Genomic DNA, 13,636 nt, shown 5'->3' with positions numbered 1-13,636 from the left:
GACATTTCACAGATTATCTTGGTATTTCTACCATCTTATATGCCTCTACCTGGTCTCCTTCTTTGATATCATTGAAGTTTTCAAATACAAAACCACATTCATATCCTGCCCGGACTTCCTTCACGTCATCCTTAAAACGTTTCAGAGAAGCTAATTTTCCATCGTAAATTACGATACCATCACGCACAATACGTGTCTTGCAGTCTCTCTCGAAGGTTCCGTCCAGCACGTAGGAACCTGCAATCGTACCTACTCCGGAAGCCTTGAAGGTCTGACGAACTTCTGCATGGCCCAGTACTTTTTCCTCGAATACAGGATCCAGCATACCCTTCATAGCTGCCTCTACGTCCTCGATGGCATTGTAAATAACTCTGTAAAGACGGATATCTACACCCTCGCGCTCTGCGGTCTCCTTGGCAGTTGCATCCGGACGGACATTGAATCCGATGATAATCGCATTTGATGCAGATGCCAGGCTGACGTCAGACTCATTGATAGCACCAACACCGCCATGAATAATCTTAACAACCACTTCATCGTTGGACAGCTTCAGAAGACTCTGTTTGATTGCTTCTACGGATCCCTGAACGTCTGCTTTCACAACGATTCCCAGTTCTTTTAAGTTACCTTCCTGAATCTGGTTGAACAGATCATCCAGAGACAGCTTGGATTTCGTATCGTCCAGAAGTTTCACTTTACTCTGAGAAATGAAGGTTTCTGCAATATTTCTTGCTTCTTTATCATTTTTGCATCCCATGAATACTTCTCCGGCATTCGGAACATCATTCAGACCAAGGATCTCAACCGGCATGGACGGACCTGCTTCCTTCACACGTCTTCCCTTGTCATCCATCATGGCTCTTACCTTACCATATGCGGAACCTGCTGCAATTGCATCTCCCACACGAAGGGTACCCTTCTGTACAAGTACGGTTGCCACAGAACCTTTTCCTTTGTCCAGCTCAGCCTCAATTACAAGACCTCTTGCACGGCGGTTCGGATTTGCCTTTAATTCTGCCATCTCTGCAGTCAGAAGAAGCATTTCCATCAGTTCCTGAAGACCTTCTCCCGTCTTAGCAGATACAGGAACGAAAATAGTGCTTCCACCCCAGTCTTCCGGAATCAGCTCATACTCGGTCAGTTCCTGTTTTACACGTTCAATATTGGCACTTGGTTTATCTATTTTATTAATTGCAACAACGATATCGATTCCTGCAGCTTTTGCATGGTTGATTGCTTCCACAGTCTGCGGCATAACACCGTCATCTGCAGCAACGACCAGAATTGCAATATCTGTAGAGCTTGCTCCACGCATACGCATAGCTGTAAAGGCTTCATGTCCCGGTGTATCCAGGAAGGTAATCTTCTCACCATTCACTTCCACTACAGAAGCACCGATATGCTGTGTAATACCACCGGCCTCACGGTCGATTACATTGGTATTGCGGATCGCATCCAGAAGAGATGTCTTACCATGGTCAACGTGACCCATTACGCAGACAACCGGCGGACGCTTCTTCATCTTCTTTTCGTCCTCTTCATCCTCTTTCAGAAGCTCTTCGATTACATCCACTACCTCTTCCTTCTCACAGAGTACATCAAACTCCAGTGCGATTTCCTCTGCTGTCTCGTAATCAATCTCCTGATTGACTGTTACGATCTTACCCTGAAGGAATAATTTCTTAACAATTACAGAAGGAACGATCTTCATCTTGTCAGCCAGATCCTTAATGGTCAGGACCTCCGGAATTACAATGGATTTGATCTGCTCTTCCTGCTTCTGCTCCTTCGGCTGCGGTTTCTGAAGCTGCTGTTTAGGCTCGTTTTTCTGTTTCTTACCTTTTGTCATTCTATCGTCATCGTCACCGCGGTAGTCTTTCTTCTTATACTCATCCTTACCTTTGCCCTTTGCACGCTGAGGTTTCTGTCCCTCCAGTGCCGGTGCCGGAATTCCCTGATTTTTCTTATTCTGTCTCTCGCGGTGTTCATCTCTGTATCCGCCCTGGCCTCTGTCATTCTGGTTTCTGTCACCCTGGCCTCTTCCAAAACGTCCGCCCTGGTTTCTATCTCCCTGCGGTCTGTCGCTCTGATTTCTGTCGCCCTGGTTTCTTCCAAAGCGTCCGCCCTGGTTTCTATCTCCCTGCGGTCTGTCACTCTGATTTCTGTCGCCCTGGTTTCTTCCAAAGCGTCCACCCTGATTTCTATCTCCCTGCGGTCTGTCACTCTGGTTTCTGTCTCCCTGCGGTCTGGATGGACGATTCTCCTGAGACTGCTCTGCATTCCTTACCGGACGTGTTCCCTGTTCCTCTGCCGGTCTTGTTCCTGCCGGACGTTCTCCCACTGTTCTTGCTCCTGCCGGACGTTCTCCCACTGGTCTTGCTCCTGCCGGACGTTCTCCCGCCGCTCTTGCTCCTGCCGGACGTTCTCCCGCCGCTCTTGCTCCTGCCGGACGTTCTCCCGCCGGTCTTGCCCCTGCCGGGCGTTCTCCTACCGGTCTTGCCCCTGCCGGACGTTCTCCCGCCGCTCTTGCTCCTGCCGGACGTTCTCCTGCCGGTCTTGTTCCTGCCGGACGCTGACCCGGACGACCATTCTGTCGATTGCCAGCCTTTGCTCCGTCTCTGGAATTCTGCGGACGGAATACATGAACGATATTCTTTTTCTTAGGTGCCTCCTCTTTTTTCGAAGCATCCTTTACAGTATCTTTCACATCATCTTCCGTAACTTTAGCTGTATCCGTATGACCACCAAACGCTTTTTTCACCATTGTTACTGCGTCCTCCTCAATAGAACTCATATGACTCTTTACTTCTATATTCCTGGCAGCAAGGAATTCCACCAGCTCCTTGCTGCTCTTGTTCAGCTCTTTGGCAAGCTCATAAATTTTCATTTTTGACATATAACTACCTCCTCTATGCAATTCCATCCTGTGTTTTCAACTGCTTCATGATCCCTTTTGCAAATCCCTCATCCAAAACGGCGAGAGACGCCCGGAATTCTTTTCCCATTGCATGACCCAAGGTATCTTTATCTTTATAAAAACAGATTGGTACTTCGTAAAAATCACACATGTTTTGAAACTTTTTCTTTGTATTATCGGATGCATCTGCTGCTACGATTACCAGTGCGGCCCGCCCTGTCTTTACCTCTTTCTCTGTACAGAATTCACCACTTGCTGTTTTTCCTGCTTTAGTAGCAAGACTGATTAAAGATAAAACCTTATTCTGACTCAAGTGCTTCCATCTCCTTTTCAAGTGCTTCGTATACTTCTTTTGGAATCGCCTGCTTAAAAGAACGCTCCAGTCCTTTATTTCTGACAGCCTTCTCCAGACATTCTCTTGACGGGCACACATATGCACCCCTTCCGTTCTTCCTGCCTGTCGCATCCAGTAAAAATTCATCCTCCGCAGTTTTAATCACACGAATCATTTCCTTTTTACTCTTCATTTCCTGACAACCTACACATTTTCGTACAGGTATTTTCCTGTTACTGCCCACACAATCACCTTATTCCTCAAAATCATCAGTTTCCTGGAACTCGATTTCTTCAGTCTCACCGGCATCATCATATGCGCCTTCATAATCATCCTCGTACATTTCTTCCTCATATACGCCTTCACCAAGCTCCATGTAGTTCTCCGGCAGTTCTCCGGACTCAATTGCCTGTGTTTCACTCTTAATATCAATCTTATATCCGGTCAGTCTTGCGGCAAGTCTTGCATTCTGACCTTCCTTACCGATAGCCAGAGACAGCTGGTAATCCGGTACGATAACACTTGCTGTCTTCTCATCCGGATCTGCCATTACGGAAATAACCTTTGCCGGACTCAGTGCATTTTCAATGAGGATTGCCGGATTATCACTCCAGTTAATGATATCAATCTTCTCACCTCTGAGCTCGCTGACAATCGCATTGACACGGGCACCATTCATACCAACACACGCTCCTACCGGATCAACGTCCGGATCATTGGACCACACTGCGATTTTTGTTCTGCTTCCCGCCTCTCTGGCAATGCTCTTAATCTCTACGATTCCGTCCTTAACCTCTGTAACCTCTGCCTCAAACAGGCGTTTTACCAGCTCCGGATGGGTACGGGATACCAGAATCTTCGGTCCTTTGGTCGTATTCTTCACTTCTACAATATATAATTTAATACGCTCTGTCGGTTTGAATACCTCTCCCTTAACCTGCTCATTCTCAGTCAGCATGGCATCTGCCTTACCAAGGTTAATACTTACATTTTTGCCAACATAACGCTGTACGATACCGGTCACGATATCCTTCTCTTTCTCAAAATACTGATCATATACTACCTTGCGCTCTTCCTCACGAATTTTCTGAAGGATCAGGTTCTTCGCATTCTGAGTTGCGATACGTCCAAATGATTTGGACTCAACCGGAATCTGAACCACATCACCGATCTCAAACTTGCTGTCGATCTGTTTTGCATCCTCGAGGCTGATTTCCTCAACCTTATCTTCTACAATATCAACAACCGTTTTTTCCTGGATCAGCTGATAATCACAGGTCTGACGATCCATTATTACCCTGATATTATCTGCTTTTCCGAAATGGTTTTTGCATGCATTAATCAGTGAATTTTCAATAGCATCCAAAAGAGTTTCCTTACTGATGTCCTTCTCTTTTTCCAGGATATTCAACGCTTCTAATAATTCTGTGTTCATTTTTCTTTCCTCCTACATTAAAAATCGAACGCCAAGCGGATAAGCGCAATCTCGCTTTTTTCAAATGTTCTTTTTGATTCATCCTCCATCTCGATGGTCACGCTGTTTTTATCATATTCCACCAAAATTCCGGTAAATTCTTTCTGTTTGTCAACCATGCGGTAGGTTCGGATCTCTACCTCTTTTCCAATACTTCTTGCAAAATCTTTTTCTTTTTTAAGCGGACGTCCAAGTCCCGGAGAGCTCACTTCCAGAATGTATGCTTCATCAATGTAATCCTTCTCGTCCAGGATATCCGACAGCTCCCTGCTGACCACCTCACAGTCTTCTACATTGATGCCGCCCGGCTTATCAATGTATGCCCGAAGGTACCAGTTACCGCCTTCTTTTACATATTCCACATCCCACAGCTCAAATCCGTTTTTCTCTACAATGGGAAGAAGAATCTCTTCTGTTTTCTGTTCGTAAATCTCTTTTTTTGACAATCCTACAATTCCTCCTTATCAAATTGCCGGCTGCGTCCGCAGCACCGGCCTGCCAGAATACTAAACTCTCTTCCAGCAACAAAGAAGAGTGAACTTCCGTCCACTCTTCTGCCGATTTCCTTATGCAACTATAGCGTAGTATAACACTTGTTTTTACTGAATGCAAGGGGTTACTGAAAATCTTTCAAAAATTTTCGGCATTTTCACGAAAATCAGGATTACAGACAATCCCTTTTATCCCCTCAGCTTCGTCCCGGTTCCGTCCCGCTTCGCCGCCTTCAGCCGGTTAAGGGTAACTTCTCTCTCTCCGTACATGATCCTGCTCTCCGTTCCCTCTTCAAATACATAAACCTGCTCCAGTTCGTCATTTCTCTTGAGACGAATACCACGGACTCCGATAGCCCCTTTCTTCTTCTCCGGCACCTCAGTTGCTTCAAAACGCAGGAAATAACCTTCTTTGGTCCGCAGCACCACATTCTGGTTCTCTGTCACCACCTGAACACTGATCACTTCGTCATCATCCTGAAGCTTGGTGGCTGCAATGGTTCGTTTTGCCACCTGGAACTCCGTTCCCTCCACTTTCTTTATCATACCCTGTCTGGTAGCAAACAAAAGCCGGGCAAATCTGGTCTGTTCCGCATCGCAGATATATACAATCTCTTCCTGCGTACTGTCATAATTACTCACATTATCAATCGGAAGCCCCTTATCACGGAATTTTCCAAATGGAAGATCCAGCACTTTCACCTGATGCATCTTGCCGGTGTTTGTAAAAATACAGAGTTTTCCGGTATTTCTGCAGGAAACCACGTATTTATTTTCATGGTCGGCCGCCTCACGATTTCTCTCATAGGTAGGAACATCCACCGTCTTGGCATATCCGAAGCGATCCATCAGGAACACAACTTCCTGTTCTTCCACTTTATTTTCCTCAAATACCGCTTCCTCTGCATTTTCAACCACGGTACGGCGTTTGCGTCCGAATTCTTTCTTATACGCATCCAGTTCCCCTATGATCACTTCTGACATCGAGTCATAGTTATTCAGAATATCCTCATATCTGGAAATATTTTTCAGCGTCTCTTCATGCTCTTTCTGAAGTGCTTCAATCTCCAGTCCGATAAGTTTGTAAAGACGCATCTCCAGAATTGCTGTCGCCTGACGCTCGGTAAACCGGAGCATAGCCGCCATTTTCTTTGAGATTTTGGTCTTAAATGTAATGTTTTCCGTAATTCCCTGGGTAAGACATGCTTTGGCATCTTTGATATTCTTGCTTCCGCGCAGAATCTCAATAATCAGGTCAATCACATCACACGCCTTGATCAATCCCTCCTGGATCTCTCTCCGATCCAGTTCCTTTGCCAGGAGATTCTTATATTTTCTTGTAGCAAGCTCAAACTGGAAATCCACATGATGCTCGATAATCTTCTTAAGCCCCATGGTCTCCGGTCTTCCATCCGCCACTGCCAGCATATTGACACCAAAGGTATCCTCAAGGCGGGTCTTCTTATAGAGCATATTGGTCAGATTTTCAACATCTGCACCTTTCTTAAGCTCGATGACAATTCGGATTCCCTCCTTGGAAGACTGGTTGGAAATATCTACAATGTCAGAAGTTTTCTTCGATTCCACAAGGGCGCAAACATCATTTAAGAACTTTCCGATTCCCGCACCGATCATGGTATATGGGATTTCCGTGATGACCAGACGCTTCTTACCGCCCTTCATCTCTTCTACTTCCACTTTGCCTCGGATTTTAATCTTGCCAGTTCCCGTTTCATATATATTCAGGAGCTCATCCTTATTTACTACGATTCCTCCCGTAGGAAAATCCGGTCCCTTAATATACTTCATAAGCTGTCTGGTGCTAATCTCATCATTTTTCATATATGCCTTCACGGCATCGATAACCTCGCCCAGATTATGAGTGGGAATGCTGGTCGCCATACCTACTGCGATTCCCTCCGCGCCATTTACCAGAAGATTGGGCACCCGCACCGGAAGCACCTCCGGCTCCTTTTCCGTCTCATCAAAGTTCGGCACAAAGTCCACAATATCCTTATCCAGATCAGCCAGAAATGCCTGCTGAGTGAATTTGGCAAGCCGTGCCTCCGTATAACGCATGGCTGCAGCCCCGTCTCCCTCGATAGAGCCAAAATTACCGTGGCCGTCCACCAGGATCATTCCCTTTTTAAATTCCTGCGCCATAACCACCAGCGCTTCATAAATAGAACTGTCACCGTGGGGGTGATATTTACCCATGGTATCTCCTACGATACGCGCGCATTTCCGGTATGGCTTGTCGTACCGGATTCCAAGCTCATGCATGTCGTAGAGCGTCCGCCGCTGTACCGGTTTGAGGCCGTCACGCACATCCGGCAGAGCACGTGATACGATAACGCTCATGGCATAATCGATGTATGATTTCTTCATCACGTCCGAATATTCGGTACGGATAATCTGTTGTTCCTGCATAACTTTCCTCCTGAGGACGTAGCATTTTGCAAAATGCTACGTCCTGAATTAACAAATGTGGTGTACCCATCCGTCATTTGTGGTGTACCCAATTAAATATCGAGCTCTGCCTCCGTGGCATTTTCATAGATAAATGCCCTGCGCGGAGGCACTTCCGTCCCCATCAGCATCTCGGTTACACTGGATGCCATTCTCGCATCTTCGATCTCCACCTGCTTGAGGATCCTGGTCTCGGGATTTAACGTGGTATCCCAGAGCTGCTGAGCATCCATTTCACCGAGTCCCTTGTATCTTTGCAGAGTGAACGGTCCTTCATGGGTCTTCCGGTAGCGTTCCAGTGCCTTATCATCATAAAGATACTCTTCTTCCCCTTTTTTCGGCATTGCCTTGTAAAGAGGCGGCATGGCAATATATACATGTCCTTCGTATATCAATTCCGGCATGAACCGGTAAAATAATGTTAAAAGTAATGTGGAAATGTGTGCTCCATCCACGTCCGCATCTGCCATAATGATAATCTTATTATAGCGAAGCTTTGAGATATCAAAATCATTTCCGTAGCCTTCGGAAAATCCACAGCCGAAGGCGTTAATCATGGTCTTGATCTCCGCATTCGCAAGGACCTTATCAATACTCGCTTTTTCTACGTTTAGAATTTTACCGCGGATCGGCAGAATCGCCTGATACATACGGTCTCGCGCCGTCTTGGCAGAGCCGCCTGCGGAGTCTCCCTCTACGATAAATATTTCACATTTGGAGGCATCCCTGCTCTCGCAGTTGGCCAGTTTTCCATTGCTGTCGAAGGAATATTTCTGCTTTGTCAAAAGGTTGGTCTTGGCCCTCTCCTCTGTCTTCCGGATCTTGGCCGCTTTTTCTGCACAGGAAAGCACCTTCTTAAGAGTATCCAGATTCCGGTCGAAAAATCTCACGATCTCGTCGTTGGTGACTTTTCCGGTAGCCTTGGCCGCATCCGGGTTGTCCAGCTTCGTTTTTGTCTGGCCTTCAAATCTCGGATCCGGATGCTTGATAGACACAATGGCTGTCATTCCATTTCGGATATCTGCCCCGGTGAAATTGGAATCCTTTTCTTTCAGAATTCCAAGCTCTCTGGCATACTGATTCATTACGGTTGTAAATGTAGTCTTGAATCCGGTAAGATGGGTTCCTCCCTCTGCATTATAAATATTATTGCAAAAACCAAGGACATTCTCATGGAACTCGTTTACATATTGGAAAGCCGCTTCCACTTCGATGCCCTCGGCTTCTCCCTTAAAATATACCGGCTCATGGACCGTTTCCTTTTTGGAATTCAGTTCTTTTATAAAGCCCAGGATTCCATCCGGTTCATGGAATACGATATGCTCTGTCTCCGGTCCTCTCCGGTCTTCATAAATGATGGTCAGCTCCGGGTTCAGATATGCGGTCTCATGCATACGGCTCTTGACTTCTTCCCCTCGAAATCTGGTCTTTTCAAATATGGTATCATCCGGCAGGAAATTTACCTTTGTTCCGGTCTTTCTTGTCTTTCCGATCTTCGGCAGCAGGCCGTCTTCCAGCTCAATGACCGGAACACCTCTCTCGTAGCGGTCATGATGTACATAGCCTTCCCGGCTAATCTCCACATCCATATGAACGGACAGGGCATTGACTACAGAGGAACCCACTCCATGCAGACCACCGCTGGTCTTATAGGCGGAATCATCGAATTTTCCTCCCGCATGAAGCGTCGTATATACGAGCCGGGCCGCAGACACGCCCTTTGTATGCATGCCAACCGGAACGCCACGTCCGTTGTCAGACACGGTGGCAGAACCGTCTTTCTCCAATGTCACACGTATCTCTGTACAGAAGCCTGCCAGATGCTCATCCACAGCATTATCGACGATCTCATAAATCAAATGATTCAATCCTTTGGTGGACACACTTCCGATATACATTCCCGGTCTTTTCCGAACCGCCTCCAGCCCTTCCAGAACCGCAATACTATCCGCATCATAAGTATTTTTTTTCGCCATGCTACCCTAATCCTTTCTTTCTCAAAAGGGGATCCCTGCTGTCCCCGTATTTTTTCATATTAGCATGAAAAAATGCATTAATCAAATAATTTTCTATCCGATCAGCACACCATTCAGAAGCTCCGCCAGTATTTCCATGGCATTTTTCATCTCCTCCACCGTGTTTGTCTGTGCTCCCGCCTCCACCAGAAGAGATTTTGGCATGAAATGCATGTTGTAGCGATAGCCTCTCAGATAGATCCTCCTTGCAAATCCCGGATACTTCTCATATGCCGCCACCTGCATCTGCAGGGAAAATGCCAGATTCTCCTGTATGTATGGATTGGCCAGATAATCAATTTCCCCATTGGCTCTGGTCTTGCTGAGCCCGTTAAAAAACATAATCTGCGCCGTTTGTTTTCCATTTACTTCAGTAACCAGATGGGTATTCTCCCCCACTCCGTCCCGATGCAGGTCAATGACCACCTCTATACTGGGGTTTTCCTCCAGAATCCTTTGAATATCGGGTTTTGCCATATCATACGCCTTGCTCCGATCCAGTTTTCCGTCAATCAGATCATAAACCCCGGTATGATGAATGGTGGGAATGTGGTAGGTATCATTTAATAGAGTAGTCAGATAATCTCCCACCCCCACTATGGATGTGGACGGATCGCCGGGTACAGAATCTGCAAACATCTCCTGGGAATGGGTATGATAGATCAGTATTTTGGGCCCGCCGGTTTCCATATTTATTTTCATATTTTTTGCAAGCAGCTCTTCTCCACGAAGTTCATCTTCCCGAATCATAGTTGTACTGTCCACTGTATAAAAATTACTGAGAAGATAGGTGAAATCTCTCATTTTCTCAACAGAAGTATCAATGGGCACAACGCCGGAATGAATCGTCTGCTGAGAATTATCCTCACCGTTTATCAGTTTTCCATTTTCATCCACCGCATTCTCATCATTTGCCTGCTGTCTCAAAATCATTTCATATGTAGCGGCATCTTCCACATCCGTCTCCGATACCGTATATTTCTCTGCAAATGCACCAAAAGAAGTGATTTTCACAGCCTCCCCTGCCACCCAGTTTTCAAGAGAATGTCGTCCCTCTTCCTGATAGAGCATGCCGGGCAGATACAGAAGCTCCGACTGACGGATCACCGACTCAGACAGGTATCTTCCTGCTGTATGGATAATAGGCGCACGAAAGGTATAGATTCCATATCCCAGCAGCATTGCTAGGACTATCCCTGTTGCAATCGTATTGATTCGATATTGTCGCCGCTTCACTTGAGTCTTCCTCCGCTTTCACTTCTCTGTTATAGAATCAAAGTCCCATTGTCACTTTACTACTATATGAAAATGTATATAAATTTATGTCTCTTTCTCCCCCGCAAATAACTGATTTATCGCCTCGGAAATGGTGTAGCTCAGACGTTTTACCGTCTCGTCAATATCCTTCGGTGTCACAAACATTCCATTGAGATGCGGAGAGATCAGTTCTTTTACCAGCTCGTATTTTTCTGCTGCATTGTAGCCCTGCATGACAACTCCGACTCCCCGCAGAGTCTCCGAAGATTCCAGAGCAGCAATCAGATTCTCCATAGCGTCATTGACAATCGTTGCAGCGTCAACCACCGTGGGCACGCCGATGGCAATGACCGGCACCCCCACCGTCTCACTGGTAATTGCATTTCTGTGGTTGCCCACCCCGGAGCCGGGATTAATTCCCGTATCTGCAATCTGTATCGTCCGGTTCAGTCTCCTGGAACTTCTGGCTGCCAAAGCATCCACCGCAATGATACAGTCAGGATGTGTCTCCTGCACAATTCCTTTCACAATTTCCAGCGTTTCCATGCCAGTCTGACCCATCACTCCCGGTACGATGGCACTGACCAGGTGAATCTGTTCCTCTCCCATAGCATACTTTCCATACTCTTTCACAATGTGCCGGTTGATATTCAGATTATCCACCACATAAGGTCCAAGAGCATCCGGTGTGACCTGCCGGTTTCCAAGCCCCACAACCAGAACCGAATACTCATCCCTATCCTCCTGAATCAGCATTCCCAGAAACCGCTTAATCTCCTCCGAAATCTCACTGTGGTATTCCTCATCAGGAACTGCCATGCCCGGCGCCTCCATGGTAATATAGGTTCCCACAGGCTTTCCCATAGTCTTAGCACCCTTCTCCGTCTCAATCTTCACGGTCGTAATCCGCAGCTCCTTCTCTTCATCGTATTCCTCCTCCAGAATGACACCCGGAATCTCCACATTATCCGCCTCAAACCTTTCTTTCTGCTCAAGAGCAAGGTCTGTTCGAATACTGTATTTTTCTATCATATCCGCATCCTCACCTTTTCTTTTTTTCTATTTTTTACAATATTTTTAAGAAATATGTATTGACATTAGGGAATCCTTGGCATATTATTAATGAGTATGTTTCGTTAGAACGTCCGTGTCCGGCTCTAACGAAGGAAAATCATCGATAAGAATCGAAATACGAAGATATTGGAGGTGGACGAATTGGCTAATATCAAATCTGCTAAGAAAAGAATTTTAGTAAACGAAACAAAAGCTGCTAGAAATAAGGCAATCAAATCTAAAGTGAAAACTTACGTAAAGAAAGTTGAAGCTGCTGTTGCTGAGAAGGATGTTGAAGCTGCAAAAGCTGCACTGAAGGCTGCAACTGTTGAGATCAACAAAGCAGGAAGCAAGGGTGTTTATCACAAAAACACATGTGCCAGAAAGATTTCCCGTTTAGCAAAAGCTGTCAACGGAATTGCTTAATTCATAAAATAATGAAGATAAAAAGACAACCATACCGTCATGTGGTTGTCTTTTTTGTTTGACCGTTGGCGCCGCCAACTAAAATAAAAAGGAGATGCACTCCTTCATGCATGATGAGTGCATCTCCTTTTATTTTGATCGGCTCGTTGCCTTTCGATTAATTGTTGATTAATTTGTCCTCGTCGCTCCAGCTGTAGAGTTTTCTTACTTCTTCTCCTACTACCTCTGCCGGATGCTCTGCTGCTAATTTTCTCATAGCTTTGAAGTGTACCTGACGTCCTGCCGGTGACATATCTAACAGGAATTCTTTTGCGAATGTACCATCCTGGATATCAGCAAGGATCTGTTTCATTGCTTTCTTTGTATCCTCTGTGATGATCTTCGGTCCTGTGATGTAATCGCCATATTCAGCAGTGTTGGAGATGGAGTATCTCATTCCTGCGAATCCTGACTGGTAGATCAGATCTACGATTAATTTCATCTCGTGGATACACTCAAAGTATGCGTTTCTCGGATCATATCCAGCCTCAACCAGTGTCTCAAATCCTGCCTGCATCAATGCGCATACACCACCGCAAAGTACTGCCTGCTCACCGAAGAGGTCTGTCTCTGTCTCTGTTCTGAATGTTGTCTCAAGAACACCGGCTCTTGCTCCGCCGATTCCCAGTGCGTATGCAAGTGCTTTGTCAAGTGCCTTACCTGTAGCATCCTGCTCTACAGCTACCAGACAAGGAACTCCCTTACCAACTTCATACTCGCTTCTTACTGTATGTCCTGGTCCCTTTGGTGCGATCATTGTTACATCTACGTTCTTCGGAGGTGTGATACATCCAAAGTGAATGTTGAAGCCGTGTGCGAACATCAGCATATTGCCTTCTTCAAGGTTTGGCTCGATGTCTTTCTTGTACATATCAGCCTGTAATTCATCGTTGATCAGAATCATGATGATGTCAGCCTGTTTTGCAGCCTCTGCTGCTGTAAATACCTGGAATCCCTGCTCTTCAGCTCTCTTCCATGATTTGCTTCCCTCGTAAAGACCGATGATAACGTCACATCCGGATTCCTTTAAGTTCAATGCATGTGCATGTCCCTGACTTCCGTAACCGATGATGGCGATCTTCTGTCCTTCCAGTAAGGATAAGTTACAATCTTCCTGATAATAAATCTTTGCCATGATAGCATTCCTCCTGCATTTAAAAA

General features: G+C 45.9%; 11 protein-coding genes. 1 reads left to right on the top strand and 10 read right to left on the bottom strand.

Annotation, left to right across the window (positions count from 1 at the left end; all coding sequences use genetic code 11):
* Window positions 1–13: 13 nt before the first annotated feature.
* The 9 genes from infB to gpr form a co-directional block, all read right to left on the bottom strand.
* Window positions 14–2,896, bottom strand: a complete 2,883-nt coding sequence (infB, locus tag ACQRCC_RS06620) for a translation initiation factor IF-2 (protein WP_427850026.1) — start codon at window positions 2,894–2,896, stop codon at window positions 14–16.
* Window positions 2,897–2,909: 13 nt separating this feature from the next.
* Window positions 2,910–3,230, bottom strand: a complete 321-nt coding sequence (locus tag ACQRCC_RS06615; RefSeq protein WP_427850025.1) for a L7Ae/L30e/S12e/Gadd45 family ribosomal protein — start codon at window positions 3,228–3,230, stop codon at window positions 2,910–2,912.
* Complete coding sequence (gene rnpM, locus ACQRCC_RS06610; protein WP_427850024.1) at window positions 3,217–3,444, bottom strand: RNase P modulator RnpM; 228 nt, start codon at window positions 3,442–3,444, stop codon at window positions 3,217–3,219. The genes ACQRCC_RS06615 and rnpM overlap by 14 nt, the downstream gene beginning before the upstream one ends.
* Window positions 3,445–3,504: 60 nt before the next feature.
* Entirely contained in the window at window positions 3,505–4,686 is a 1,182-nt protein-coding gene (gene nusA, locus ACQRCC_RS06605) for a transcription termination factor NusA (protein ID WP_427850023.1), read from the bottom strand.
* 17 nt (window positions 4,687–4,703) lie between these two features.
* Window positions 4,704–5,171 (bottom strand): ribosome maturation factor RimP, encoded by a 468-nt coding sequence (gene rimP / locus ACQRCC_RS06600; protein ID WP_427850022.1) that lies wholly within the window; start codon window positions 5,169–5,171, stop codon window positions 4,704–4,706.
* Window positions 5,172–5,405: 234 nt separating this feature from the next.
* Window positions 5,406–7,646, bottom strand: coding sequence for a DNA gyrase/topoisomerase IV subunit A (locus ACQRCC_RS06595; protein WP_427850021.1), 2,241 nt, complete (start codon window positions 7,644–7,646; stop codon window positions 5,406–5,408).
* Window positions 7,647–7,738: 92 nt separating this feature from the next.
* Entirely contained in the window at window positions 7,739–9,661 is a 1,923-nt protein-coding gene (locus ACQRCC_RS06590) for a DNA gyrase/topoisomerase IV subunit B (protein WP_427850020.1), read from the bottom strand.
* A gap of 93 nt (window positions 9,662–9,754) precedes the next feature.
* The gene (locus ACQRCC_RS06585) at window positions 9,755–10,936 is read right to left on the bottom strand and encodes a stage II sporulation protein P (RefSeq protein WP_427850019.1); all 1,182 of its coding nucleotides are present in this window, start codon (window positions 10,934–10,936) and stop codon (window positions 9,755–9,757) included.
* Between the two features lie 84 nt (window positions 10,937–11,020).
* Complete coding sequence (gene gpr / locus ACQRCC_RS06580) at window positions 11,021–11,989, bottom strand: GPR endopeptidase (protein WP_427850018.1); 969 nt, start codon at window positions 11,987–11,989, stop codon at window positions 11,021–11,023.
* A gap of 183 nt (window positions 11,990–12,172) precedes the next feature.
* Between gpr and rpsT the strand changes: the two genes are divergently transcribed.
* A complete protein-coding gene (gene rpsT, locus ACQRCC_RS06575) occupies window positions 12,173–12,436 on the top strand; it encodes a 30S ribosomal protein S20 (RefSeq protein ID WP_427850017.1) in 264 nt (87 codons plus the stop codon).
* 157 nt (window positions 12,437–12,593) lie between these two features.
* Here rpsT and ilvC read toward each other — a convergent pair whose 3' ends face one another.
* Window positions 12,594–13,613, bottom strand: a complete 1,020-nt coding sequence (gene ilvC / locus ACQRCC_RS06570) for a ketol-acid reductoisomerase (RefSeq protein ID WP_427850072.1) — start codon at window positions 13,611–13,613, stop codon at window positions 12,594–12,596.
* Window positions 13,614–13,636: the final 23 nt, after the last annotated feature.

Origin of the sequence: Sporofaciens sp. SGI.106 (assembly GCF_050314255.1) — a bacterium.
Classification (GTDB): domain Bacteria; phylum Bacillota; class Clostridia; order Lachnospirales; family Lachnospiraceae; genus Claveliimonas.
Note: the sequence above shows the minus strand (reverse complement) of the source record. Positions and strands in the feature narration are given on the sequence as shown.